General features: G+C 69.1%; 25 protein-coding genes. 15 read left to right on the top strand and 10 right to left on the bottom strand.

Translation table 11 applies throughout. The features are described from left to right. Positions 1-14: 14 nt before the first annotated feature. Positions 15-485: a TspO/MBR family protein gene (locus tag FSB78_RS09700; protein ID WP_147084117.1), complete on the bottom strand. Its 471-nt coding sequence runs from the start codon at positions 483-485 to the stop codon at positions 15-17. A gap of 47 nt (positions 486-532) precedes the next feature. On the opposite strand from FSB78_RS09700, the gene FSB78_RS09695 reads away from it, so the two are divergent. From FSB78_RS09695 to bchO, 4 genes are all read left to right on the top strand, one after another. Then, the gene (locus FSB78_RS09695) at positions 533-1,498 is read left to right on the top strand and encodes a magnesium chelatase ATPase subunit I (protein WP_147082236.1); all 966 of its coding nucleotides are present in this window, start codon (positions 533-535) and stop codon (positions 1,496-1,498) included. Continuing rightward, positions 1,495-2,220 (top strand): hypothetical protein, encoded by a 726-nt coding sequence (locus FSB78_RS19495; RefSeq protein ID WP_242008164.1) that lies wholly within the window; start codon positions 1,495-1,497, stop codon positions 2,218-2,220. The genes FSB78_RS09695 and FSB78_RS19495 overlap by 4 nt, the downstream gene beginning before the upstream one ends. Positions 2,221-2,324: 104 nt before the next feature. After that, complete coding sequence (locus tag FSB78_RS09690; protein ID WP_338419965.1) at positions 2,325-3,437, top strand: VWA domain-containing protein; 1,113 nt, start codon at positions 2,325-2,327, stop codon at positions 3,435-3,437. After that, complete coding sequence (gene bchO / locus FSB78_RS09685; protein ID WP_147082234.1) at positions 3,434-4,309, top strand: alpha/beta fold hydrolase BchO; 876 nt, start codon at positions 3,434-3,436, stop codon at positions 4,307-4,309. The genes FSB78_RS09690 and bchO overlap by 4 nt, the downstream gene beginning before the upstream one ends. 104 nt (positions 4,310-4,413) lie before the next feature. Here the strand turns inward: bchO and FSB78_RS09680 are convergent, their stop codons facing one another. Further along, positions 4,414-5,124: a hydratase gene (locus tag FSB78_RS09680; protein WP_242008162.1), complete on the bottom strand. Its 711-nt coding sequence runs from the start codon at positions 5,122-5,124 to the stop codon at positions 4,414-4,416. 122 nt (positions 5,125-5,246) lie between these two features. Beyond that, positions 5,247-6,803 (bottom strand): 1-hydroxycarotenoid 3,4-desaturase CrtD, encoded by a 1,557-nt coding sequence (gene crtD / locus FSB78_RS09675; RefSeq protein ID WP_147082230.1) that lies wholly within the window; start codon positions 6,801-6,803, stop codon positions 5,247-5,249. A gap of 46 nt (positions 6,804-6,849) precedes the next feature. Between crtD and FSB78_RS09670 the strand changes: the two genes are divergently transcribed. The 11 genes from FSB78_RS09670 (at position 6,850) to FSB78_RS09620 (ending at position 17,907) form a co-directional block, all read left to right on the top strand. Beyond that, positions 6,850-7,971: a methyltransferase gene (locus FSB78_RS09670; protein WP_147082228.1), complete on the top strand. Its 1,122-nt coding sequence runs from the start codon at positions 6,850-6,852 to the stop codon at positions 7,969-7,971. An 88-nt stretch (positions 7,972-8,059) separates the two neighbouring features. Continuing rightward, complete coding sequence (bchC, locus tag FSB78_RS09665) at positions 8,060-8,986, top strand: chlorophyll synthesis pathway protein BchC (protein ID WP_147082226.1); 927 nt, start codon at positions 8,060-8,062, stop codon at positions 8,984-8,986. Continuing rightward, positions 8,983-9,966 carry a chlorophyllide a reductase iron protein subunit X gene (locus FSB78_RS09660; RefSeq protein ID WP_147082224.1) on the top strand — a complete coding sequence of 328 codons (984 nt, stop codon included), beginning with the start codon at positions 8,983-8,985 and terminating at the stop codon, positions 9,964-9,966. Before bchC ends, FSB78_RS09660 begins: the two co-directional genes overlap by 4 nt. Before the next feature lie 2 nt (positions 9,967-9,968). Continuing rightward, complete coding sequence (gene bchY / locus FSB78_RS09655) at positions 9,969-11,486, top strand: chlorophyllide a reductase subunit Y (RefSeq protein WP_277872705.1); 1,518 nt, start codon at positions 9,969-9,971, stop codon at positions 11,484-11,486. A gap of 133 nt (positions 11,487-11,619) precedes the next feature. Beyond that, complete coding sequence (gene bchZ, locus FSB78_RS09650; RefSeq protein WP_147082222.1) at positions 11,620-13,065, top strand: chlorophyllide a reductase subunit Z; 1,446 nt, start codon at positions 11,620-11,622, stop codon at positions 13,063-13,065. Positions 13,066-13,198: 133 nt separating this feature from the next. Beyond that, positions 13,199-13,363, top strand: a complete 165-nt coding sequence (pufB, locus tag FSB78_RS09645) for a light-harvesting antenna LH1, beta subunit (protein ID WP_147082220.1) — start codon at positions 13,199-13,201, stop codon at positions 13,361-13,363. Positions 13,364-13,407: 44 nt separating this feature from the next. Beyond that, positions 13,408-13,596: a light-harvesting antenna LH1, alpha subunit gene (gene pufA / locus FSB78_RS09640; protein WP_147082218.1), complete on the top strand. Its 189-nt coding sequence runs from the start codon at positions 13,408-13,410 to the stop codon at positions 13,594-13,596. A gap of 105 nt (positions 13,597-13,701) precedes the next feature. Next, positions 13,702-14,526 (top strand): photosynthetic reaction center subunit L, encoded by an 825-nt coding sequence (gene pufL / locus FSB78_RS09635; RefSeq protein WP_147082216.1) that lies wholly within the window; start codon positions 13,702-13,704, stop codon positions 14,524-14,526. 12 nt (positions 14,527-14,538) lie between these two features. Beyond that, the gene (gene pufM, locus FSB78_RS09630; protein ID WP_147082214.1) at positions 14,539-15,513 is read left to right on the top strand and encodes a photosynthetic reaction center subunit M; all 975 of its coding nucleotides are present in this window, start codon (positions 14,539-14,541) and stop codon (positions 15,511-15,513) included. Then, on the top strand, positions 15,510-16,607 hold the full coding sequence (gene pufC, locus FSB78_RS09625; RefSeq protein ID WP_147082212.1) for a photosynthetic reaction center cytochrome PufC: 1,098 nt from the start codon (positions 15,510-15,512) through the stop codon (positions 16,605-16,607). The genes pufM and pufC overlap by 4 nt, the downstream gene beginning before the upstream one ends. A gap of 52 nt (positions 16,608-16,659) precedes the next feature. Then, a complete protein-coding gene (locus FSB78_RS09620) occupies positions 16,660-17,907 on the top strand; it encodes a DUF3422 domain-containing protein (RefSeq protein ID WP_147082210.1) in 1,248 nt (415 codons plus the stop codon). 565 nt (positions 17,908-18,472) lie between these two features. On the opposite strand, the gene hemA is transcribed toward FSB78_RS09620, so the two are convergent. The 7 genes from hemA to puhA are packed head-to-tail and all read right to left on the bottom strand — an operon-like array spanning position 18,473 to position 23,770. Beyond that, the gene (gene hemA / locus FSB78_RS09610) at positions 18,473-19,693 is read right to left on the bottom strand and encodes a 5-aminolevulinate synthase (protein ID WP_147082206.1); all 1,221 of its coding nucleotides are present in this window, start codon (positions 19,691-19,693) and stop codon (positions 18,473-18,475) included. Continuing rightward, positions 19,690-20,481 (bottom strand): putative photosynthetic complex assembly protein PuhE, encoded by a 792-nt coding sequence (puhE, locus tag FSB78_RS09605; RefSeq protein ID WP_147082204.1) that lies wholly within the window; start codon positions 20,479-20,481, stop codon positions 19,690-19,692. Before puhE ends, hemA begins: the two co-directional genes overlap by 4 nt. Next, positions 20,478-21,572 (bottom strand): magnesium-protoporphyrin IX monomethyl ester (oxidative) cyclase, encoded by a 1,095-nt coding sequence (gene acsF, locus FSB78_RS09600; RefSeq protein ID WP_147082202.1) that lies wholly within the window; start codon positions 21,570-21,572, stop codon positions 20,478-20,480. Before acsF ends, puhE begins: the two co-directional genes overlap by 4 nt. Then, positions 21,569-21,865 carry a hypothetical protein gene (locus FSB78_RS09595; protein ID WP_147082200.1) on the bottom strand — a complete coding sequence of 99 codons (297 nt, stop codon included), beginning with the start codon at positions 21,863-21,865 and terminating at the stop codon, positions 21,569-21,571. Before FSB78_RS09595 ends, acsF begins: the two co-directional genes overlap by 4 nt. Then, positions 21,862-22,362, bottom strand: coding sequence for a photosynthetic complex assembly protein PuhC (puhC, locus tag FSB78_RS09590; RefSeq protein WP_147082198.1), 501 nt, complete (start codon positions 22,360-22,362; stop codon positions 21,862-21,864). The genes FSB78_RS09595 and puhC overlap by 4 nt, the downstream gene beginning before the upstream one ends. Then, positions 22,359-23,006: a photosynthetic complex putative assembly protein PuhB gene (gene puhB / locus FSB78_RS09585; protein ID WP_147082196.1), complete on the bottom strand. Its 648-nt coding sequence runs from the start codon at positions 23,004-23,006 to the stop codon at positions 22,359-22,361. The genes puhC and puhB overlap by 4 nt, the downstream gene beginning before the upstream one ends. Further along, positions 23,003-23,770 carry a photosynthetic reaction center subunit H gene (puhA, locus tag FSB78_RS09580; protein WP_147082194.1) on the bottom strand — a complete coding sequence of 256 codons (768 nt, stop codon included), beginning with the start codon at positions 23,768-23,770 and terminating at the stop codon, positions 23,003-23,005. Before puhA ends, puhB begins: the two co-directional genes overlap by 4 nt. Positions 23,771-23,774: the final 4 nt, after the last annotated feature.

Here is a 23,774-nt window from a genome sequence, read left to right as displayed (position 1 = left end):
GCGTGGCTAATCGTTCAGGCGAACGGGCGATTGAGCCGGACGATTGCCCAGTTGAGCCATGCGGCGAAACTGACCCACGCCAGATAGGGCAGGATCAGCAGGCTCGCCTTCTGCGAGATCGGCCACAGGCCGACGACCAGCGCGACCAGCGATCCCCACAGGAACACCACCTCGACCAGCGCCCAGTCGGGCCGGCGCGCGCGAAAGAACAGCGGGCTCCACGCCGCGTGAAAGACCGCGTTGACCGCGAACAGGATGACGACCTGCGTCCGCGCGACGTCGTCGACCGCGGCGGTCCAGGCCGTCACCGCCGACCAGGCGGCAAGGCCGAGGATCAGCGTCCAGGCCGGGCCGAACAGCCAGTTGGGCGGTTGCAGCGATGGTTTGCGCAACGTCCGGTACCAGTCCCCGATCGGGGTCATAAGACCGCCGAACGCGCCCAGGAACACCGCCACCCCTGCGGCCACGGCAATCGGCATCCACATCACATTGTCCATCTTGTCGCGTGTCCAGCGCGTGTTACACATTGTGGGTGCGCATGTCCTTCCCCTTTTCCGCGATCGTCGGTCAGGACGAGATGAAGCGCGCGTTGCTGATCGCCGCGGTCGATGCGCGGATCGGCGGAGTGATGGTGTTCGGCGACCGCGGCACGGGCAAATCGACCGCGGTGCGCGCTCTGGCCGCGTTGCTGCCGCCGATCGACGCCGGTGCCGCAGGTTATCAGGACGGGACGCCGCGAAAGGGCAAGGTCGCGGTGCCGTTCGTCGACCTGCCGCTGGGCGCGACCGAGGACCGCGTCGTCGGTGCACTCGATCTCGAACGCGCGCTGGGCGCCGGGGTGAAGGCGTTCGAACCCGGGCTGCTCGCGCGCGCCAATGGCGGATTCCTGTACATCGACGAGGTCAACCTGCTCGAGGACCATATCGTCGACCTGCTGCTCGATGTCGCGGCCTCGGGCGAGAATGTCGTCGAGCGCGAGGGGCTGAGCGTGCGGCATCCGGCGCGGTTCGTGCTGGTCGGCAGCGGCAACCCGGAGGAGGGGGAGCTGCGGCCGCAACTGCTCGACCGGTTCGGGCTGTCGGTCGAGGTCCGGACGCCGCAGGACTTGCCGCAGCGCGTCGAGATCCTGAAGCGGTGCGACGCGTTCGAGCGCACGCCCGAGGCGTTTGCCGAGAGCTGGGCGAAGGCAGAGCGGCGCACGGTGAAGCGGATCGCGGCGGGGCGCGCGGCGCTGCCGAACGTCGTCGTCCCCGACGCGGTGCTCGCATTCGCGTCGCGGCTCTGCATGGCGGTGGGGGCGGATGGCCTGCGCGGCGAACTGACGCTGATGCGGTCGGCGCGTGCGCTGGCCGCGTTCGACGGCGTCGCGGTGGTCAGCGAGGCGCAGATCGCCAGCGTGGCGCCGATGGCACTCCGGCACCGGCTGCGGCGCAACGTGCTCGACGAGACCGGGTCGACCGCCAGGATCGAGCGCGCGCTGGAGGATCTGGCGGCGTGACCGGCGCGGGCGAATCTACGCCCGATCCTCATGCCGATGCGCTGCTGGCGGCGCGCCTGTGCGCGATCGATCCGGGGCTGGGGGGTATGGTCCTGCGCGGTGGTGCGGACCTGCGCGACGCGGTCGTCGCGGAACTGCGCGCCGGTCTGCCGGAGGACGCGCCAGTGCGGCGGGTGCCCTCACATATCGACGACGAGCGACTGCTCGGCGGGATCGACCTGACCGCGACGCTCGCCCGCGGGGTGGCGGTGCCGCGCACCGGGCTGCTGGCGGAGGCGGATGGCGGCGTGGTGGTGATACCGATGGCGGAACGGCTGTCCGATGCGACCGCGGGGCGGCTGGCGGCGGTGATCGATACCGGCGAAGTCGTGATCGAGCGCGACGGTGTCGCGCTGCGGGCGGACGCGCGGTTCGCGACGGTAGCGCTCGACGACGGGGTAGACCCGGACGAACGCACGCCCGCGGCACTGGCCGAGCGGCTCGCGTTCTGGGTGGATCTGTCAGGGGTTCGCCGGGCGGCGTCCCGCCCCTCGTTCCCCCGCGAAGGCGGGGGTCCAGGAGTCCCGAGCGGAGCGTTGCTTGGCTCTGGCCCCCCCCTTCGCAAGGGAACGGGGAGGGTGCGGCGACCGGCGCACCGCTCGGCATCACCCCGGCGGGGGCCGGGGCCCAGTTGGGGGCCGTCGATGGCGACGCGCGGTCCTTCGTTACCGCTGCCTTCCTAACTGGGCCCCGGCCTCCGCCGGGGAGGGAGGGTGCGGACGAGTCGGGGGCTCAACCGCTTCAAGCCGAAGACGTCCGGAGCGACGCGGAGGCCGTCGCGACGCTTGTGACCATAGCGCATGCGCTCGGTATCGACACGGCGCGCGCCCCGCTGTTCGCGTTGCGCGCGGCGCGGGCGGCGGCGCGGCTGGACGGGCGAGCGGATATTGTCGACGCGGATATCGTCCTTGCCGCGCGGCTCGTGCTGGCGCCGCGCGCGACCCGGATGCCGGCGGGGCAGGACAGTGGCGAGGCGCAACCACCGCCGCCACCGCCGGACGGCGACGCCGGTGAGGACGAGCAGCATGATCCCGGCGCGATCGGCGATGTCGTCCTCGCCGCCGCGCTGGCCGCGCTGCCCAAGGACGTGCTCGCGCGCATCGCCGCGGGCGCAAAGCGCGCGCGCGCAACTACTGCGCAAGGGGCGGGCGAGCGACGCAATTCGGGCGCGCGCGGGCGGCCGATGGGGGCACGGTCAGGCATCCCGGGAGGCGGTCGGCGGTTGAGCCTGATCGACACCCTGCGCGCCGCCGCGCCGTGGCAGGCGCTGCGTGGCGGCGGGGCCGGCCATATCGCGATCCGCCGCGACGACCTGCGCATCCGCCGGTTCGAGACGCGCGCCGAGGCGATGACGATCTTCGCGGTCGATGCATCGGGATCGGCGGCGCTGGCGCGGCTCGCGGAGGCGAAAGGGGCGGTCGAGCTGTTGCTCGCCGAGGCCTATGTGAAGCGCGCGCAGGTCGCGCTGATCGCGTTCCGCGGCACGGCGGCGGAATTGCTGTTGCCGCCGACCCGGTCGCTGGCGCGCGCGCGGCGGTCGCTCGCCGAGCTGCCCGGCGGCGGGGGCACGCCGCTGGCAGCAGGCCTGCGCGCGGCGCACGACCTGGCGGAGGCGGCGCGGGGACGCGGGCGGACGCCGTTCATCGTCGTGCTGACCGACGGCCGCGCCAACATCGCCGCCGACGGCCGCGCGGTGCGGCAGGCCGCGGCCGCGGATGCCGGGCTCGCGGCCAAGGCGATCGGGGGGGCGGGGATCGCCTCGGCCTTCGTCGACATCTCGGCGCGCCCGGGGCCGGAGGGCGCGGCGCTCGCGGCGGCGATGCACGCGCGCTATCTGCCGCTGCCGCGCGCCGACGCCGCGACCATGCACGCCGCGGTCCGCGCGGCGCAGGCCGCATGAGCACGCCGCGCTGGTCGCTCGAGGGGCGCGACTGGCCCAACCGCGCGCACAGCCGGTTCGTCGATACCGGCCGGATGCGCTGGCACGTCCAGAGCTTCGGCGCCGAGGATGCGCCGGTGATCGTGCTGCTCCACGGCACCGGCGCGGCGACGCACAGCTGGCGCACGCTGGCGCCGCTGCTCGGCGATCGGTTCCGCGTCGTCGCGCCAGACCTGCCCGGGCATGGCTTCACCAGCGGTCGGCCGGCCGGCGGCTTGTCGATGCGGGGGGTGGCGGGGGCAGTCGGCGACCTGCTGCGGACGATGAAACTCGTGCCGCACGCGATCGTCGGGCATTCGGCGGGCGCCGCGGTCGCGATCCGCATGACGCTGGACGGCGTGGCGGCGCCGAGCGCGATCGTCGGCCTGAGTTCCGCGCTGCTTCCGTTCCCCGGCCTGGCGGCGAAGCTGTTCCCCGGCCTGGCGCGCGCGCTGTTCGTCAACCCGTTCGCGCCGCGCCTGTTCGCGCAGATGGCGCGCCTACCGGGCGAGACCGGCCGCTTCCTCCGCCGCAGCACAGGCTCGCACATCGATGCGACCGGCGAGCGCTGCTACGAGACGCTGTTCGCGACGTCGAGCCACTGCGCCGGCGCAATCACGATGATGGCGGACTGGGACCTGGAGTCGCTCGCGCGCGACCTGCCGCACTTGAAGGCGCGGCTGCTGCTCGTTCACGGCGACCGCGACACCGCTATCCCCCTCGCGAGCGCTCGCCAGGCCGCCGGAAAGGCCGGCGCGCGGCTCGAGGTTCTGGAAGGGCTCGGACACCTGGCGCACGAGGAACGCCCCGATCTCGTCGCCACGGCAATCCGCGCTTTCGTGGAAGAACCCTGATGCTGGCACTGCTCGACATGGCGATCGCAGGCATCCCCGTGCTGATCTTCTGCGTGTGGCAACTCGTCTCGGTCAACCGCGCGATCGCGCGCGATAAGTCCGACTCACCAGATCGCGCGGGGCATGCGGTAGGGGAGCATCGACTGGACGATCGGTGAACGGAAGCGGCCGAGCGCTAGGCTTTCGTGCACCGCCTGCACATCCTCGCCGAACAGCCGCGTCGACAGCGCCGAGCGTGCGTAGAAGGGCGCGTCGATCCAGGTCTTGATCACGCGGGCCGCATGGCCGGCATCGGCACGGGTGGCGCGCTTGATCAGCCACCCGGTGCGCGGCAGCGCGGCGGGGGCGGGCTGCATCACGTCGTGCCAGCGGCCCTGCGCATCGAACTTCAGCGCCAGGTCGAACGGCGTGCCGTCGCGCCGCACGCCTTCGTATAGCACTGCGACGTCGCTCTTCAGATGCGCGCGCGACCAGTGCCAGTCGTCGAACCCGTCTTCGAGCGGCTCGTCGCCGAAGTTCGAATCGAAATAGCCGGGCCCCGACCAGCGCATGCCGGGATGCGTCATTGCGACCTCCACCTGCGCGTGGGGCGCGACCGGGTGCCAGCGATGCCGGCCGGCGGGGTCGAGCGCGAATGCGGTGGTGCCGATCATCTCCGGGCGGACGCGTACGGTACCGCGCACCTTGTAGGGCAGCGGCGCGGAGATTTCGGCGATCTCGATCACCAAAGTGTCGCCGTCCCAGCGCAGGCCGCTGGGCCCGACGACGAAGTGATCCGCGTCGCGGTGGAGTCGGCGCGCGGGGCGCTCGGTCATCGCCCAGGCGCTGCCGCGCGGCCCGGTCAGCGACACGTTGATCGCGCAGTGGTTCTCCGGATTCCGCCGGCCGCGGATCCTGTAATAGGGCGAGAAGACGCTGCCGATAAAGGCGATGATCGTCAGCCCGTGAGCGCCGTCTTCGCTGGTCGCGTCGACATACCACCAGGCATAGCCGCCGGCATCGACACGGACGTCGAAGCGCGGTCCCTGAGCAGGCAGTCGACGGCTAGCCGGGCGGAAAGCGCCGCCATCGGGACGCCCGCGCCGGGGTGGGTGCTCCCGCCCGCGCAATAGAGCCCAGCGATCCGCGTCCGGCTGCCCTGGCGGCGGAAGGACGCCGCCCACCCGTGCGAGGCCGGTCCATAAAGGGCTCCACCCGTCGACGGAAACAGGCGCTCGAACGCGCTCGGCGTCGTCAGCACCGTCGAGGGCGCCAGCGCGAGCGAAAGCCCCGCCCGCGAAACGCCGTCCAGCATCCGGTTCGTACATGCCGCGATCTCCCCTTCGGTTAGGCCGGCGCCGTCGCCACGGGGCGGCGCGTTGATGATGATCTGGACGCGCTCGGCACCGCTTGGCGCCGGCGTGGTGTCGTCGCGGTCCTGCGCGCAGACATAGACGCTGGGGGCGTCGGCGAGCCGGCCCGCAGCGAGCGCGGCGAACTCCGCGCGATAGTCGGGCGAGAAGATCACATTGTGCCGCGCGAGTGGGAAGCCGGATGCCCGGGCGTGGCCGGTCCACACCATCGCACTGAGCGAGCGTCGGTTCGGGGCGACCGGCGACACGGCACGGCGCGCGGCGGTGCCGAAGCAGCCCGATGCGACCGCCGCGGGATCGGCATTGCAGATGACGGACGCGGCGGCGATCCGTTCACCGGTCGCGAGCACGACGCCGGCGGCGCGGCCACGCTCGACGCATATCTCGCGCACCGGCGTGCCGTAGCGAAACCGCACGCCACTGCGCCGCCCCAGCGCCTCGAGCGCCAACGCCAGCCGGTGCAGGCCGCCCTGGATCAGCCACACGCCGCTCGCCTCGACATGCGCGATCAGCATCAGCGTCGCGGGACAGGCGAACGGCGACGACCCGCAATAGGTCGCATAGCGCCCGAACAGCTGGCGCAGCCGCGGATCGCGGAAATAGCCGCCGAGTGCGTTCCACAGCGAGGTGTAGGGCCTGAGCGTGCAATAGTCCGCAAAGCCCCGTGCGCCCATCCGCCAGCCGAGCGTGAGCGGGTTGGGCCTGGTCGCGTGCAGGAACGGCCGGTCGACCGCGTCGAACACGCGCTTCGCCTCCTGGCGGAAGGCGCGGTAACCGCGCGCCTCGGCCGCGCCGGCGAAATCGCCGATCGCCGCTTCGCTCGCTGCTGGATCCGCGAACAGGTCGAGTCGCGCGTCGTCCCAGGCGTGGCGGGCCAGCGTGGTGGCTGGCTGCATCGTCACATGTCGGTCGAGCCTGTCCCCGCAGGCGGCGAAGACATCCTCGAACACGTCGCGCATCGTGAAGACGGTCGGACCCGCATCGATCGCCGCGCCGTCGATCTCGAGCGCGCGCAACTTCCCGCCCGGACCGCCGTGAGCCTCGACGACGGTGACCGCATGGCCTTGCGCGGCGAGCAACGCGGCGCTGACCAGCCCCCCGACGCCTGCACCGATCACTACCACCTCGTCCGTCACCGGCATTCCTCCGATTGACGTCAGGCTATCACGTGTCCACAAAACTAGACACATGATTCTGGCAGTTCACACTGACGACATAAAGAGGCGCTGGATTGGCTGGCGCAACCGGCTGCTCGCGTCGCCTCGATTCCAGCGCTTCGCCGCGCGGTTTCCGCTGACCCGGCCAATCGCGCATCGCCGTGCACGCACGCTGTTCGACTTGGTCGCGGGGTTCACCTATTCGCAGATCCTCGCCGCCTGCATCGAGACCGGGTTGCTCGACCTGCTGGCACAGGGCCCGCGCGACGCCGGCGCGGTCGCGGAGCGGCTCGACCTGCCGCTGGCCGGTGCCGAGCGATTGCTCCGCGGCGCTGCGGCGTTGCGGCTGGTCGAACCGCTTGGGACCGGCTGGGTGCTCGGCAGCAACGGTGCCGCACTGCTCGGCAATCGCGGGATCGGCGAGATGATCGCGCACCACCATCTTCTCTATGCCGATCTCGCGGATCCGGTCGCATTGCTACGACGTGGCGGGGGCGGGGGCGCGCTGTCGGCGCATTGGCGCTATGCCGAGGCCGCCGGGCAGGGCAGCGCGGCGGATGTCGCGAGCTATTCGGCGTTGATGGCGGCGTCGCAGCCGCTGATCGCGGCGCAGGCGATCGATGCCTATCCGTTCGCCCGGCATCGCCGCGTCCTCGATGTCGGCGGCGGCGAGGGGGCGTTCCTGCGTGCAGTCGCCGCACGGGTGCCGGACGTGGCGCTGGGGCTGTTCGACCTTCCCGCCGTGGTCGCCCGCGCGCGCGCGCGGTTCGAGGAGGCCGGCCTCAGCGCCCGGACGACGCTGGTCGGCGGCGACTTCCTGTCCGATCCACTGCCGGAGGGCTATGACCTCGTCACGCTGATCCGCGTACTCCACGATCATGACGATGCGTCCGCCATACTGCTGCTGCAGCGCATTCACGGCGCCTTGGCCGCAGGTGGGCGGCTGCTGATCGTCGAGCCGATGGCGGAGACGCCGGGTTCGGAGCCGGCGGGTGACGGGTATTTCGGACTCTACCTGCTGGCGATGGGATCGGGTCGCCCGCGCAGCGCGGCGGTCATCAGGCAGATGCTGGACACCGCCGGCTTCCGACGATCACGCATCGTGCGCACCGCAATGCCGTTGACCGCGCGAGCCATCGTCGCCGACCGGTGAGTGTCCAATGCAGTGGACAATATAAAACGTCAGGCGCAGCTTACGAGTCAAGAGGGTCGCCAAGACCCATGGCGCAGGGGACGAGCGTATGGACGCAGTGGCGGTCATACTTGAAGCACCGGAAAGGTTGTCGCTCCGCACGCTTGCGCTGACTCCGATGGCGGACGGCCACGTCTGCGTCGAGATCGACTGGAGCGGGATCAGCTCGGGCACCGAGAAGCTGCTCTGGACCGGGCGGATGCCCGACTTTCCCGGCATGGGCTATCCGCTGGTACCGGGATACGAGTCGGTCGGCCGGATCGTCGACGCTGGACGGGATGCCCGCAGCCGGATCGGGGAATGGGTCTTCGTGCCGGGCGCGAATTGCTACCGCGATGCGCACGGGCTGTTCGGCGGATCGGCGCGCCGCGTGATCCTGGCCGGTGCGCGCGTCGTCCCGATCGATGCAGGGCTGGGGCGTGATGGCGTGCTGCTCGCGCTCGCGGCGACCGCGCACCACGCGATCGCGATCGGCGGCGTACCCGACCTGATCGTCGGCCACGGCGTGGTGGGGCGGTTGATCGCACGGATCGCGATCGCGCTCGGTGGTAGCGCACCGACGGTGTGGGAATGCAATCCCGCTCGCCGCGACGGCGCCGGCTATGCGGTGATCGATCCCGCGGACGACGACCGTCGCGACTATGCCGCGATCTGCGACGCCAGCGGGTCCGGCGACATTCTCGACACCGCGTTCGCGCGGCTCGCCAAGGGCGGGCAGGTCGTGCTCGCGGGGTTCTACGACCGCCTGTCCTTCGCGTTTCCCACCGCGTTCATGCGCGAGGCGCGGTTGCGGATCGCCGCCGAGTTTACGCCCGCCGACATCGCCGCCACGCTGGGGTTGATCGACACCGGGCTGCTCGAACTCGACGGGCTGATCAGCCACGCCCGCCCGGCGGCGCAGGCCGCGGACGCCTATCCGCAGGCCTTCACCGATCCCGCCTGCCTCAAGATGGTCCTCGATTGGAGCGCAGTATGAGCATGTTCGATCCCGGACCCCTGCGCGACGAAGCGCACGCCGAGCCCGATCCGGTGCACACCGGCCCGATCACCAAGGAGACGCAGATCATCGCGATCTACGGCAAGGGCGGCAGCGGCAAGTCGTTTGCGCTGGCGAACCTCAGCTACATGATGGCGCAACAGGGCAAGCGCGTGCTGCTGATCGGCTGCGATCCCAAGAGCGACACGACGTCGCTGCTGTTCGGCGGCAAGTCGACCCCGACGATCATCGAGACGTCATCGCGCAAGAAGCTCGCGGGCGAGGAGATCGGGATCGAGGATGTCTGCTTCCAGCGCGACGGCGTGTTCGCGATGGAGCTGGGTGGTCCGGAAGTCGGGCGCGGCTGTGGCGGGCGCGGCATCATTCACGGCTTCGAGACGCTGGAGAAACTCGGCTTCCACGAATGGGGGTTCGATTACGTCCTGCTCGATTTCCTCGGCGACGTGGTCTGCGGCGGGTTCGGCCTGCCGATCGCGCGCGACATGTGCCAGAAGGTGATCGTCGTCGCGTCGAACGACCTGCAGTCGCTCTACGTTGCCAACAACGTCTGCAAGGCGGTCGAGTATTTCCGCAAGATGGGCGGCAATGTCGGCGTCGCGGGGATGATCCTCAACAAGGACGACGGCACCGGCGAGGCCAATGCCTTCGCCGCCGCTGTCGGCATTCCGGTGCTCACCGCGATCCCCGCGAACGAGGATATCCGCAAGAAGAGCGCGAACTACCAGATCATCGGCAAGCCGGGCGGGCAATGGGCATCGCTGTTCGAGCAGCTCGCCGAGAATGTCGCGACCGCGCCGCCGCTGCGCCCGACGCCGCTCGACCAGGACGGGCTGCTCGGACTGTTCTCGGCGGACGTGACGGGCGCGGACTATACGCTGAAGCCCGCGAGCCAGGCGGACATGCGCGGCGTGGCCTATGTGCCCAAGCCGACGCTCGAAGTCGTGTACGACGCGGTCTGATCGTGGACCCGCACGCCCCCCTCCGCGATCGCGACCGGATCGACCTCAAGGCCGACACCGGCGGATGTTCGAGCGGCGCGACGCTGCGCGAGGCCGCCGAACTCGCCGGCAAGTCCGACGTGCTCGCGCGCTACGACGCGGATTATCCGAAGGGCCCGCACGACCAGCCGCAATCGATGTGCCCCGCCTTCGGGTCGCTGCGCGTCGGCCTCAGGATGCGGCGCACCGCAACGATCCTGTCGGGGTCAGCGTGCTGTGTGTACGGCCTCACCTTCACGTCGCATTTCTACGGCGCCAAGCGCAGCGTCGGCTATGTGCCGTTCTCGTCCGAAACGCTCGTCACCGGCAAGCTGTTCGAGGATGTCCGCGACGCGGCCCACCAGATCGCCGACCCCGCTTTGTACGACACGATCATCGTCACCAATCTGTGCGTGCCGACCGCGTCGGGCGTGCCGCTGCAATTGCTGCCCGACCAAATCAACGGCGTCCGCGTGATCGGCATCGACGTGCCGGGGTTCGGCGTGCCGACGCATGCCGAGGCCAAGGACGTGCTCGCCGGCGCGATGCTCGCCTATGCGCGCAAGGAAGCCGAGTCCGGCCCGGTCGCCGCGCCGAAGCAGCGTCCCGACCGCCCGACCGTCACGCTGCTGGGCGAGATGTTCCCCGCCGACCCGCCGGGTATCGGGCTGCTGCTCGAACCGCTCGGCCTCGCTGCCGGCCCGGTCGTGCCGACCCGCGAATGGCGCGAGCTGTACAGCGCGCTCGACTGCGCGGTCGTCGCGGCGATCCATCCCTTCTACACCGCCAGCGTCCGCGAGTTCGAGGCGGCGGGGCGGACGGTAGTGGGCTCGGCGCCCGTCGGCGCGGAGGGCACTGCAGCGTGGCTGGACGCGATCGGTACGGCGTGCGGCATAGCCCAAAGCAAGGTCGACGCGGCCAAGAACCGCTTCCTGCCCGCGATCCGCGGCGCACTCGCCGCCAAGCCGATCCGCGGGCGGATCACCGTGTCGGGCTATGAGGGTTCCGAACTGCTGGTCGCGCGGCTGCTGATCGAGAGCGGCGCCGACGTGCCCTATGTCGGCACCGCCTGCCCGCGGACGATCTGGTCGGACCCGGATCGCGTCTGGCTGGAGGCGCACGGCGTCCGGGTCCAGTATCGCGCCAGTCTGGAACAGGATCTCGCGGCGGTCGACGCGTTCGGGCCCGACCTGGCGATCGGCACCACGCCGGTAGTCCAGCATGCCAAGCAGCGCGCGATCCCGGCGCTCTACTTCACCAACCTGATCTCTGCGCGGCCGCTGATGGGGCCGGCGGGGGCAGGGAGCCTCGCGCTTGTGGTCAACGCTGCGCTCGCCAACCAGTCGCGGTTCGACCGGATGAGCGCGTTCTTCGATGGGGTCGGGTCGGGGGCTACCGCAGGGGTGTGGGATCACACGCCAGTCGACCGCCCCGAGTTTAAGGCGAAGTACGCCGCCAAGCGCATCGCCGCCGCGAAGGCGGAAGAGAGTGTCGGGGTATGAGCGGCCTCCTCCCCACCCGTCACCCTGAACGCGTTTCAGGGTCCACCGCGCAACAGGCGCAGACCGCCTTTGTTTCACCGTGGATGCTGAACCGAGTTCAGCATGACGAGGCGTGCGGACGGGAGGGCAGGCCATGACCCTCATCCTCGATCACGACCGCGCGGGCGGCTATTGGGGCGCGGTCTACGCCTTCACCGCGATCAAGGGCCTGCAGGTGATCATCGACGGCCCGGTAGGGTGCGAGAACCTGCCGGTCACCTCCGTCCTGCACTACACCGACGCGCTGCCACCGCACGAACTGCCGATCGTCGTCACCGGGCTCGGCGAGCAGGAGCTCGGCCGCGACGGCACGGAGGGTGCGATGAAGCGCGCCTGGGCGACGCTCGATCCCGATCTGCCCGCCGTGGTCGTGACGGGCTCGATCGCCGAGATGATCGGCGGCGGGGTGACGCCCGAGGGCACCGCCATCCAGCGTTTCCTGCCGCGCACGATCGACGAGGATCAATGGCAGTCGGGCGACCGCGCGCTGACCTGGCTGTGGACACAGTTCGGCCCGAAAAAGGTATCCGCACTGCGTCCGCTCAAGGAGGGCGAACGCCCCAGGGTCAACATCATCGGTCCGATGTACGGCAGCTTCAACATGCCGTCCGACCTCGCCGAGATCCGGCGCCTGGTCGAGGGGATCGGCGCGGACGTCGGGATGGTCTTCCCGCTCGGCAGCCATCTCGCCGACGTCCGCAAACTTGCCGACGCGCGCGTCAACGTCTGTATGTACCGCGAGTTCGGCCGCGGGCTGTGCGAGGCGCTCGAACGCCCCTATCTGCAGGCGCCGATCGGGCTGGAAAGCACCACGCTGTTCCTGCGCAAGCTTGGCGCGCTGCTCGGGCTCGACCCCGAACCGTTCATCGAACGCGAGAAGCACACCACGATCAAGCCGATCTGGGACCTGTGGCGGTCAGTCACGCAGGATTTCTTCGGCACAGCGAGCTTCGGCATCGTCGCCACCGACACCTACGCGCGCGGCATCCGCAATTTCCTCGAAACCGACATGGGGCTGCCCTGTCATTTCGCGTTCAGTCGCGCGGCCGGGATCAAGCCGGACAACCAGGCGGTGATCGCCGCGATCCGGACCAACCCGCCGCTGATCGTGTTCGGGAGCTTCAACGAGCGGATGTACATGGCCGAGGCCGGCGCGCGCGGCGTCTACATCCCCGCAAGCTTCCCCGGCGCGATCATCCGCCGCCACACCGGCACGCCGTTCATGGGCTATGCCGGTGCGACCTACCTTATCCAGGAAGTGTGCAACGCGCTGTTCGACGCGCTCTTCCATATCCTGCCGCTCGCCGGGCAACTCGACCAGGCCGAGGCGACGCCGGCGCGGATCGAGCGCGAGGTCGCGTGGGACGATACCGCCAAGACCCAGTTCGATGCCGAGGTCGAGCGCGCGCCGGTGCTGGTGCGGATCTCGATGGCCAAGCGCATCCGCGACGCCGCCGAGCGCGCCGCGCGTCGTGCCGGCGAACACCGCGTCACGCCCGAGCGCCTCGCGCTCGCCATCCTCGAAAGTCGCGCATCATGACCGCGGCCCTCCTTTCCCGCGCGGTCGGTCGCCGATCGTCGCGGTTCACCGGATCCAGGCGGGCATCCGGCCCGCAGGGATGCAGGGAGCGCATCACGCTCCTGTCCTCGCCAGGAAACACGGAGACGTAGACATGAGCGACCCGAGAGACAGAGACGAGAGGATGGGGCCGGGCACCTATCTGACGCCCGAAGAGGCCAAGGAATTCCACAAGCTGTTCATCATGAGCTTCCTGATCTTCACGGTCGTCGCGATCATCGCGCACTTCCTGGTCTGGAGCTGGCGGCCCTGGCTTTGATCCGACCCGTCTGATCCCTTCATCGTAGAGAGAGGAACCACGTCATGTGGAGAATCTGGCTGATCTTCGACCCGCGGCGTTCGCTCGTCGCACTGTTCATCTTCCTGATGGTGCTCGCACTGTTGATCCACTTCATCTTGCTCAGCACCGATCGGTTCAACTGGCTGGACGGCCCGCACAAGACCAATGCGGTCGGCGCACCCGCGGCGCCCGCGGCCCCGGCGGGAACCTGACCCGCGCCGTTCGTGGATACGGGCGGGCGGGGTCGGTCCGGCCTCGCCCCCCGATGACGACCTGACAGGGATTCTCCGGCATCCGCCGGGGGGCGGAGAGATGCGATGGCGCTGCTGAGCTTCGAGCGAAAATATCGGGTGCGAGGGGGCACGCTGATCGGCGGCGACCTGTTCGATTTCTGGGTCGGTCCCTTCTATGTCGGCTTCTTCGGGGTGATGACCGCGATCTGCGCGTCGCTGGGCACCGCGCTGATCTTCTACGACGCGTCGCTGGGGCCGACCTGGAACCCGTGGCTGATCAGCATCGCGCCGCCGGACATCTCCTACGGGCTAGGGCTGGCGCCGCTTCGCGAAGGCGGGTTCTGGCAGATCATCACGATGTGCGCGATCGGCGCGTTCGTGTCCTGGGCGCTGCGCCAGGTCGAGATCTGCCGAAAGCTCGGCATGGGGTATCACGTGCCCTTTGCGTACGGCTTCGCGATCTTCGCCTATGTCTCGCTCGTCGTGGTGCGGCCCTGGCTGCTCGGGGCGTGGGGCTTCGGCTTCCCCTACGGCATCTTCAGCCACCTCGATTGGGTGTCGAACACCGGCTACCAATATCTCCATTTCCACTACAACCCCGCGCACATGATCGCGGTGAGCTTCTTCTTCACCACCGGCGGCGCGCTCGCCTTCCACGGCGCCTTGGTGCTGTCGGCGGTCAATCCGGCGCCGGGCGAAGCGGTCAAGTCGCCCGAATATGAGGACGCGTTCTTCCGCGACACGATCGGCTATTCGATCGGTACGCTGGGCATCCACCGGCTCGGGCTGTTCCTCGCGCTCAGCGCCGGGTTCTGGAGCGCGATCTGCATCATCATCTCGGGGCCGCTCTGGACGCGCGGCTGGCCCGAATGGTGGACGTGGTGGCTCAACCTGCCGATCTGGTCCTGAAGGGGGGGTATGATGGCACGCTATCAGAACATGTTCACGCAGGTGCAGTTGCGCGGCCCCCTCGAATCGGGGCCGCCACTGCCGGCGGGCAGCTTCCGACGGATCGGCGAGGGCAGCTACAATTACTGGGCCGGCAAGCTGGGCGCCGCGCAGATCGGACCGATCTATCTCGGCAAGCTCGGCATCGCGTCGCTCGGCTGCGCCTTCCTTGCCTTCGAGATCATCGGGCTCAACATGTTCGCCAGCGTCGGCTGGGATCCCGTCCAGTTCGCTCGCCAGCTGCCCTGGCTCGCGCTCGAACCACCCGGCCCGCAATGGGGCTTCCAGATGTTCGTGCCGCTGGCGCAGGGCGGCTGGTGGCAGATGGCGGGCTTCTTCATGAGCACCGCGCTGATCCTGTGGTGGGTCCGCACCTTCGCACGCGCCCGGGCGCTCGGCATGGGAACGCATGTCGCCTGGGCATTCGGGGCGGGCATCTTCCTGATCCTGACGCTGGGGTTCATCCGGCCGATGCTGATGCGCAGCTGGGCGGAAGCGGTGCCGTTCGGCATCTTCCCGCACCTCGACTGGACCGCGGCGTTTTCGATCCGCTACGGCAATCTGTTCTACAATCCCTTCCACTGCCTCTCGATCGTCTTCCTCTATGGATCGACGATGTTGTTCGCGATGCACGGCGCGACCGTGCTCGCGACCGGGCGCTATGGTAGCGAGCGCGAGATCGAGCAGATCACCGATCGCGGCACCGCGTTCGAGCGCGGTGCGCTGTTCTGGCGCTGGACGATGGGGTTCAACGCGACCGCGGAATCGATCCATCGCTGGGCCTGGTGGTTCGCGGTGTTGACCCCGCTGACCGGTGCGATCGGCATCCTGCTGACGGGGACGGTGGTCGACAACTGGTATCTCTGGGCGATCCTCCACGGCTATGCGCCGCATTATCCGGGGACCGGCGTCATCGATCCCGCGACCCTGCCGGGAGCGCCGCAATGACCCGGGTCGTCACGATCGTCGCGCTGGGCGGCAGCGTGCTCCTGCTCGCGGGCTGCGAACTCGGTCCCAAGCGCTCGACGCAGACCGGCTATCGCGGCGCCGGGCTCAACCAGATCATCGACCCGGATACGATCGCCGAAGCGACCGCCATCCCGCCCGCGCCTTATCCCTTGCCGCCGGACGGTGGTCCGACCGCGGGGGAGAGCTATCAGAACGTCAAGGTGGTCGCAGGGCTGAGCAAGGAGCGTTTCGACCATCTCATGGCCGAGATGAACCAATGGGTCGCGCCGCCCGAACAGGGCTGCAATTACTGCCACAACCCCGAGAACATGGCCTCGGACGAGAAATACACCAAGGTCGTGGCGCGGCGGATGCTGCAGATGACGCAGACGATCAATTCGAAATGGGCGAGCCACGTCAAGCTGACCGGCGTGACCTGCTATACCTGTCACCGCGGCAACGCCGTTCCCGAGTATAAATGGGCGATGGCGGAAGGCACGACCGAGCCGACGACCATCCTGCGCAACAAGCATGGCCAGAACACCCCCAACCAGAATGTCGGCTATGCCTCGCTGCCCTATGACCCGTTCGCGCAATATCTGAGCGGCAAGGCGCAGATAAGGGTCGCGAGCAGCAGCCCGTTCCCGAGTTCCGACCATATCGTGTCGATCAAGGCCGCCGAGCAGAGCTATGGCCTGATGATGCACATCAGCGGCGCGCTGGGCGTGAACTGCACCTATTGCCACAACAGCCAGTCGTTCCGCGCCTGGAACCTCAGCCGGGCGCAACGCGGGACCGCCTATTACGGCATCCGCATGGTCCGCGACGTCAACGAGAACTACATCCAGTCGCTGCAAAGGGTGTTCCCGGCGTACCGCAAGGGGCCGCATGGCGATCCCTACAAGGTCAATTGCACCACCTGCCACCAGGGCGTGTCGAAGCCGCTCGGCGGGGTCTGCATGATCGCGCAGGCTCCGATCCTGTGGGGCGGCGCGGCGCCGGAGGCGGCGCCCGAGGGTGGCACGGATGGGAGCGGCGCGGCCGCGGTGCCCGGTGCCTTTGCCAAGCCGGCGGCGATGACGGCGAGGAAATGACCCCGGTCGCGGCGTCGCGGGGGCAGTTCGCAACCCCGGCGGGCCGCGACGCATGACGATGCCCAACCACCCGCTGCGTGCCGCACTGTCCGAGGAGATGCACCTGCGGCGTCTGCCGCGACTGGCCGCGCCGTGTCGGCTGGTGCAGATCGTCACCGTGCTCGACGAGGCCACCGCCGACGCCGCGCGCGATCATATCGACATGCTGGCAATCGATGGCCGTTCGATCGTGCCGCTGGCGAGCAAATACGGCGTGCTCGCGCTCGGTGGCATGACGCTGGTGTGGGAGCGCCATACCGAGTTCGCCACCTATACCCTTCTGCGCCCAGGTGCATTCGATGCGCCGTTCGATCCCCACTGGTTCGATCCCGTCCTGCCATTGGTGCTGTCGGACATGCCAGGCGCGATCATCCGCGCGACGCAGATTGCCGTCATGCGCGACGCCGACGCGGCCGCGATCGATGTCGAAAGCTGGTGTTCGCCCGAAGCGACGATCCTGTGCGACGTCGCCGACGGCAGCGCGCGGATCGTTTCGGACTTCCGGCTGAACGAGGACGGCTATGGCCGTTTGCTGGTTATCGACCGCGGGCTGGAACGCGACGAACCCGCACAGCTCGTGCTGCGGCTGCAGGAGCTCGGCAATTATCGCAACATGGCGCTGCTCGGCCTGCCGCTGGCGCAGCGCCTGTCCCCCAGCGTCACCATGCTGGAAGCGCGGCTGGCGCACCTGACGCAGGCGGTGTCCGAACGGACGTCGCAGGACGACCAGCTGCTCGACGAACTGACCTTCCTGTCGGCGCAACTCGCCCAACTCGTCGCCGAAACGCGGTACCGGGTGAGCGCGACACGGGCCTATGCGCAGCTCAGCGCCGAGCGGCTGGCGTCGCTGTGCATCGGTGCGGTGCGCGGATACCAGACGCTGGCCGACTTCACCGAGCGGCGGTTGGCACCCGCCGTGCGGACCTGCGATTCCTTCTCGGCGCGGCTCGAGGATCTGTCGCAGCGCGCGGCGCGGACCAGCGAACTGCTGCGGACCCGGATCGACATCGCGCTCAGCAAGCAGAACCGCGACCTGCTGCTGTCGATGGACGCGCGCGCGCGCGTGCAGCTACGCCTGCAGCAGACGGTCGAGGGGCTGTCGGTGGTCGCGATCAGCTATTATCTCGTCGCGCTGGTCGGCTATCTGCTCTCGGCGGTGCCGGGCGTCGAGCACCAGATCGCGGTCGCCGCGACGGTCCCGCTGGTGGTTGCGGTCGTCGCTTTCGGGCGGTGGCGCCTGCATCGCCATATCGGGCGTTAGCTACCGCACCAAATGTTCGTGCCGCGCGAGGGCGACGCGTCCATCGTCGCGGAGAACCCTATGGTGTCCGCGTGGCGATCCAGTTGAACAGGAAGTTTCGGTGCTCGGCCCAGGTCTGGCCTTCGGCGCGATCGCCTCTCAGGCAGACCGAGCTGTGGTATGGACCCTTCCCATCCGAGGTCCGAAAGCTCGCACAGGTCCGTCCGCGATCTGTCTTCCATCGACCGTTCTCAATGGTGCTCTGGTAGAATGATCCGCTTACCGTCCCATCCGGGTGCAGGGTCAATTGCATGGGTTGGGTGTAGGTCTGTCCGGATTGCGCAGACAGATCAACGGTCCAGGTCCCGGCCAGACCCGGCGAGCTCGTGACCGTCGCCGCGGCCTGCAGCGCCAATCCCAATAGGGCACCCATCATAGCGGTATTCGCCTTTTCGCGGCTTCATGTCGACGCCAGTCTCGTGTCTGTTGCAGGCCGTCAGACGGCCCTTCGCCTTCGCTCAGGGCGAACGGGGGAGAGGGCGCACGAAGGGCGGGCCAGCAGTCCGAAGCCCCCCTTCGATGCGCGTCACGCGGCCATCGCCTGGCGGGCGAGCTCGCATTGCGACCAGATTTCGCTCAGCGCCGTGACCAGCTTGTCGATATCGTCGTCGGTGTGGACCGGCGAGGGCGTCAGCCGCAGGCGTTCGGTGCCGACGGGGACGGTGGGGTAGTTGATTGGCTGGACATAGATGCCGTGGTGCTCGAGCAACCAGTCGCTGATGCGTTTGCACTTGTGCGCGTCGCCGACCATGATCGGGATGATGTGGCTGGGATTGTCGAGCGTCGGGATGCCCATCGCGTCGAGCTGCCGGCGGACTTTCGCGACGCGGTCGCGGTGGCGGATGCGTTCGACCTGGCTGGTCTTGAGGTGGCGGATGCTCGCGGCGGCGCCGGCGGCGAGCGCGGGCGGCAAAGCGGTGGTGAAGATGAACCCGCTGGCGAAGCTGCGCACGAAATCGCACAACGCGGCCGACGCGGCGATATAGCCGCCCATCACCCCGAACGCCTTGCCCAGCGTTCCCTCGATCACCGTCACCCGGTCCATCAGCCCTTCGCGCTCGGCGATGCCGCCGCCGCGCGGGCCGTACAGCCCGACGCCGTGGACCTCGTCGAGATAGGACATCGCGCCATGCGCCTCGCACACGTCGAGGATCTCGGCGATCGGCGCGATGTCGCCGTCCATCGAATAGACGCTTTCGAACGCCACGAGCTTGGGCCGCGCCGGATCGAGCGTCGACAACCGGCGGTCGAGATCCTCGGGCGAATTGTGATCGAACTTCTGCACCTCGGCACGGCTGTGGCGGATGCCCTCGATCATCGAAGCATGGTTGAGCGCATCGGACAGGATCACGCAGCCCGGCAGCCGAGCGCCCAGCGTGCCGAGCGTGGCCCAGTTGGAGACATAGCCGCTGGTGAACAGCAACGCGGCCTCCTTGCCGTGCAGGTCGGCGAGCTCCGCCTCGAGCAGGACATGGCTGTGCGTCGTGCCCGAAATATTGCGCGTGCCGCCCGCGCCCGCGCCGCAGCGGTCGAGCGTGTCGTGCATCGCATCCAGGACCTTGGGGTGCTGGCCCATGCCGAGATAGTCGTTCGAGCACCAGACGGTGACCGGTCGGCGGCCCTGGTCGACGAACTGCTCGGCCGCCGGAAAGGCGCCCGCCTTGCGCTCGAGCTCGGCGAAGATGCGGTAGCGGCCGTCGTCCTTGAGCGCGGTCAGTTCGGTCTCGAAAAACGCCTCGTAGTTCATGCGATCCCCCCGTCGGTGGTGATGGCGGCTTCGGCCGCTCGGGTGTTCGAGGCCCAGCGCCACATCTTCGCATCGCGTAGCGGTAGGACCAGGAAAAGATGCTCGACGACGCCGAGCACGGCAAGTCCCGCGAGCAGCGTCGCGGTGGCGGACGTTCCGCTGCCCGCCGGTGCCGCCTCGGCCACGATCCACGCCCAGGCGGCGATGCCGCTGCCGAGCAGGATCGAGACGGGGAAGAGCGGGTTCATCCGGCGCGTGCGGAAATAGCTTTTGAGATAGGCCAGATGCGCCGGAAACACCTCGTCGCTGAGATTGGGCACGCCGAGGAAGAGGTTGAACTTGGCCGATATCCGCAACACGAACAGCAGCAGGAAGGTGAGGGGGGCGGCCTGGTTCGGCGCGCCCCAGGTGATCGCGAACAACAGGCACGCGGTCGCCGCGATCGCGAGTTCGTGATGGATCACCGTCGCGGTCGCCGCGCGGAACCGCGCCCAGCCGGTCGCGCCGGGCGGGCATATGGCGCGGTTGGGTCCGGCGACATGCCCCATCAGGAAGCTCATCTCGTGCCAGCCCCAGATCAGGATCGCGGCGGCGAATCCGACATAGGCGCCGTTCGCGCCGGCATCGTCCGCCTTCACCCAGACCAGCGCGGTCGCCGCGATCGCGACCAGTCCGGCGAGCGTCAGGCTGGTGCGGAACGTCCTGGCGGGCAGGCTGTCGAGCCAGACCACCGCGGCCGTGCCGATGAACCACATCAGCAGCGCGAAGATCAGCGGGGGTATGCTCACCACGCCGGGACCAGCCGAACCGTCGCGGGGGCGGTGTTGCGCTTGACCGGAGTCAGGTACAGCCGGGCAAAGGCGAGCGCCGCCGCGCCGACCAGTGCGATACGCTTGACCCCGCCGATGACGCCGCCCTGTGCCTTGGCGGCATCGATCGCGACGGCGATGCAACGCATCCGTTCGAGCCCGGCGCGGAAGCGCGGGGAGTCGGTATCGAGCACCACCGGGAAGACCTGGCGCGTGATCGCCGAGCAGACCGTGAACACGCGCGCGTCATAGTCGGTCGGGTCGATCCCGAGCGCCTTGTGGAACGCCGGGCGGTTGTGATCGCGCACGTACATCGTCGCATAGACCGCGACGAGGAAGAACCGGATCCACAGCCGGTTGACGCCGGTGAGCAGCTTCGGATCGGTGCGCATCAGGATCGCGAAGGCGTCGCCGTGGCGGAACTCGTCGTTGCACCAGAGCTCGAACCAGTCGAAGATCGGGTGGAAGCGAAGCTCCGGGTGCGCGGCAAGATGCCGGTAGATCGTGATGTAGCGCGCATAGCCGATCTTCTCGCTCAGATAGGTCGCGTAGAAGATGAATTTCGGGCGAAAATAGGTGTATTTCTTCGTCCGCGTCAGGAAGCCCAGGTCGACCCCGATCCCGGCATCCTTGAGCGTGTCGTTGATGAAGCCCGCATGGCGGCTCTCGTCGCGGCTCATCAGCCGGAACAGCTGTTTGACGTCGGGGTTGGTGACGCGTTTCGCGATCTCGGCGTAAAGGATGCAGCCCGAGAACTCGGCAGTCAGCGAACTCACGAGGAAGTCGGTGAACTCCGCGCGCAGATCCTCGGGCAGGCTTTCGATCACGCCGTCGAATGCTTTGGTCCGCTTGAAATGCAGCCGGTTCGGATCGGCCGCCATCTCGGCGATCAGCGCATCCCATTCGCCGCGTACCGCCGACACATCGATGCGGTCCATCGCCGCGAAATCGGTGGTGTAGAAACGCGGCGACAACATCGTGTCCTGGCGTGCGATGGCCAGCGTGTCGGGCACCGGTGTGTCGGGCGCCGACGTCTGAGCGGCGGGGGTGATGGCGGTGATCGCGTTCATGCTCTCGTCCGATCCGAAAAACTGACCTCGTACAATTCGGCCATCTCGAAATGGCCGGCGAGCTTGGTCCACAGCCGCTCGACCAGCCCGGCGCGCTCGACGGTTGCGATCCGATCGACCACGCGGCGTTCGCCGAAGCCGACGCTGATCGGCGCGCCGTGGACGCGGACGCGGTCGCCGGGGCCGATCGCGACATCGCCGGCGAGCTCGACATGCGCGCACAGGAACTCGTCGCTGTGCTCGATCTCGATCCGGCACGGCGTGTCGAAGCGGGTGCGGAGCAGCGCGCTCATGCGCCCGGTCCGGCGGCATCGAGCCCCGCCGCCGGTCCGGCGGCATCGAGCAATGCCGCGAAAGTCGCTCGGTTGGTGGTTCCGAACGCGGTCAGCTCGACTGCGCGGCCGGTCGCGGTATCGACCAGCGACAATTCGCCGTCGCGCCAGAGAGTAAGCGTAAAGGGCGGGCCGTCCCCGATGCCGTGCGCATGCCGCTCGCGCGCAAGTCCGCGCATCACGCCGCGAACGAAGCCGGTCTGCTGCCCCGGCGCGATCACCGCGGCTATGCCGCCGCGGACGTCGGCGATCACCACCGCACCATCGCCACGGTCGACGAAGCGAAGACTGCGCGACTTGACCGGCGCGATGTGGGCCTGTTCGCGCAACAGCACAGGGGAGGCGGCGGGCGGAATATCCGCGATCCGCACGAAGCTCGCCGCGGCCAGCGCAAACGCGACAAGCGCGCCAGCCCCGATCAGCGTGTTGCGCGGGATCAGATCTGCCTGGGGGGTCATGCCGCGCGCGCCTCGCCGAAGAGGGGGACGTCGGTCGCGCCTTGCGGCGCAGTGATGCGGCCGCCGGGACTGACCTCGAGACATTGGCGCGCGATCGATGCGGCGACCGTGGGGGCGTCGGGCAGCGCGCGCAGCATCGGCTGCGGCGTGACGATCTTCCAGGGGCGTACGTGTGGCCACAGCGCGAGGAAGCCGAGCTTTTGCCGCCCGGTGATCGTCAGCGGCACGTCCCCCGATCCGTCGGCGTGCGTCGCCAGATCGACCGCGCCGATCAGCGGCAGCGGCAGGTTGATGCACTTGGGTAGCGCCATGCCGATCCGCAGCACGACGCGGCGGTTGGTGAGCGTGTAGAGCGTGGTCCGCGCCGATCCCCAGGCAAGCAAGTGGAGCAGACCGACCCCGACGATCCCGGCAATGATCGTCATCGCGGTACCAACCAGATCGTCGGGGCCATCGATGCCCTCCACCGCCGCGCCGACGAACGCCCAGGCGCCGAGCACCGCGAAATATCCGCCGACCAGCCGCGTGTGAAACGCGGTGCGCGCCAGCACGCGGTGGTCCGGCGCGCCCTGCCACAGGATCCGCTCACCCGGGGGGAGGAGGCCCGGCAGGCCGGGGATCGGCTCGTCGTCATGCTCGGTCACAGCCATGGCTCCTGCCGGGCGGGGGTGGCGTAGAGATAGCCGCCGCCGAAATAGGCCTGCACGCGCTCTTCCTCGTACAGCGTGATGCGGTCGCTCGCCTCGATCCGGGGAGCATCGGCGAACTGGCTGGCGCGCAATGCGTCGATCACGACGCGGCGGCGGCGACGGTCGACCTTGGCCATCATCATCGGCGCCAGCACCACGCCACCGGCGGTCTCGACCTCGATATAGCGGATCAGCCGGTCGGACCGGTCGATCCACAGGTCGCGCACCGTGCCTGCGGTCGCACCGTCCGCGCCGATGACGGGCCAGTCGCGCAGCGTCGGATCCTGGTACGCCACCGCGAAGTCGGCTGCGGCGCTGAGTGGCACGATCCGCGGGTGCCCGTCCATGTCGACGTCGGGCCGCCTGGCGCGCTCGGCCCAAGCCGCCGGTCCGATGCCGTCGACCAGCGGGTTGCCGGTCGGTGCATAGGGCGCGCCGGCGAAGCGATCGGTGCGGCGTGCGGCGATGTCGACGGGCTCGCGCCGCCGGTCGGGCGCGTAGACGCGGCCATGGCCGAACGGCAGCAGGAACGACTTGGTCGAGGCGGTGTGCATCGGGCCGCCGACGGTATCGAGCCGGCCGCTCATCTCGTCCTCGAGCGGATAGCCCTCGCGGCGATCCTCGCGGCGCAGGTAGAAGACCAGGCCGATGAAGAAGAGCACGAAGGCCCAGAAGACCAGAAGGGCGACATCGATGCCGGGTGTGATGTGCGGGTTCATGGGG

This window comes from Sphingomonas ginsenosidivorax, from assembly GCF_007995065.1.
GTDB lineage: Bacteria > Pseudomonadota > Alphaproteobacteria > Sphingomonadales > Sphingomonadaceae > Sphingomonas > Sphingomonas ginsenosidivorax.
Note: the sequence above shows the minus strand (reverse complement) of the source record. Positions and strands in the feature narration are given on the sequence as shown.

What these genes read in the sequence shown, in the direction of transcription:
- FSB78_RS09700 (WP_147084117.1), bottom strand. Translation starts at nt 485, where the DNA reads ATGTGGATGCCGATTGCCGTGGCCGCAGGGGTGGCGGTGTTCCTGGGC.
- bchO (WP_147082234.1), top strand. Translation starts at nt 3,434, where the DNA reads ATGAGCACGCCGCGCTGGTCGCTCGAGGGGCGCGACTGGCCCAACCGC.
- FSB78_RS09680 (WP_242008162.1), bottom strand. Translation starts at nt 5,124, where the DNA reads ATGACCGAGCGCCCCGCGCGCCGACTCCACCGCGACGCGGATCACTTC.
- crtD (WP_147082230.1), bottom strand. Translation starts at nt 6,803, where the DNA reads ATGCCGGTGACGGACGAGGTGGTAGTGATCGGTGCAGGCGTCGGGGGG.
- FSB78_RS09670 (WP_147082228.1), top strand. Translation starts at nt 6,850, where the DNA reads ATGATTCTGGCAGTTCACACTGACGACATAAAGAGGCGCTGGATTGGC.
- bchC (WP_147082226.1), top strand. Translation starts at nt 8,060, where the DNA reads ATGGACGCAGTGGCGGTCATACTTGAAGCACCGGAAAGGTTGTCGCTC.
- FSB78_RS09660 (WP_147082224.1), top strand. Translation starts at nt 8,983, where the DNA reads ATGAGCATGTTCGATCCCGGACCCCTGCGCGACGAAGCGCACGCCGAG.
- bchZ (WP_147082222.1), top strand. Translation starts at nt 11,620, where the DNA reads ATGACCCTCATCCTCGATCACGACCGCGCGGGCGGCTATTGGGGCGCG.
- pufB (WP_147082220.1), top strand. Translation starts at nt 13,199, where the DNA reads ATGAGCGACCCGAGAGACAGAGACGAGAGGATGGGGCCGGGCACCTAT.
- pufA (WP_147082218.1), top strand. Translation starts at nt 13,408, where the DNA reads ATGTGGAGAATCTGGCTGATCTTCGACCCGCGGCGTTCGCTCGTCGCA.
- pufL (WP_147082216.1), top strand. Translation starts at nt 13,702, where the DNA reads ATGGCGCTGCTGAGCTTCGAGCGAAAATATCGGGTGCGAGGGGGCACG.
- pufM (WP_147082214.1), top strand. Translation starts at nt 14,539, where the DNA reads ATGGCACGCTATCAGAACATGTTCACGCAGGTGCAGTTGCGCGGCCCC.
- pufC (WP_147082212.1), top strand. Translation starts at nt 15,510, where the DNA reads ATGACCCGGGTCGTCACGATCGTCGCGCTGGGCGGCAGCGTGCTCCTG.
- FSB78_RS09620 (WP_147082210.1), top strand. Translation starts at nt 16,660, where the DNA reads ATGACGATGCCCAACCACCCGCTGCGTGCCGCACTGTCCGAGGAGATG.
- hemA (WP_147082206.1), bottom strand. Translation starts at nt 19,693, where the DNA reads ATGAACTACGAGGCGTTTTTCGAGACCGAACTGACCGCGCTCAAGGAC.
- acsF (WP_147082202.1), bottom strand. Translation starts at nt 21,572, where the DNA reads ATGAACGCGATCACCGCCATCACCCCCGCCGCTCAGACGTCGGCGCCC.
- FSB78_RS09595 (WP_147082200.1), bottom strand. Translation starts at nt 21,865, where the DNA reads ATGAGCGCGCTGCTCCGCACCCGCTTCGACACGCCGTGCCGGATCGAG.
- puhC (WP_147082198.1), bottom strand. Translation starts at nt 22,362, where the DNA reads ATGACCCCCCAGGCAGATCTGATCCCGCGCAACACGCTGATCGGGGCT.
- puhA (WP_147082194.1), bottom strand. Translation starts at nt 23,770, where the DNA reads ATGAACCCGCACATCACACCCGGCATCGATGTCGCCCTTCTGGTCTTC.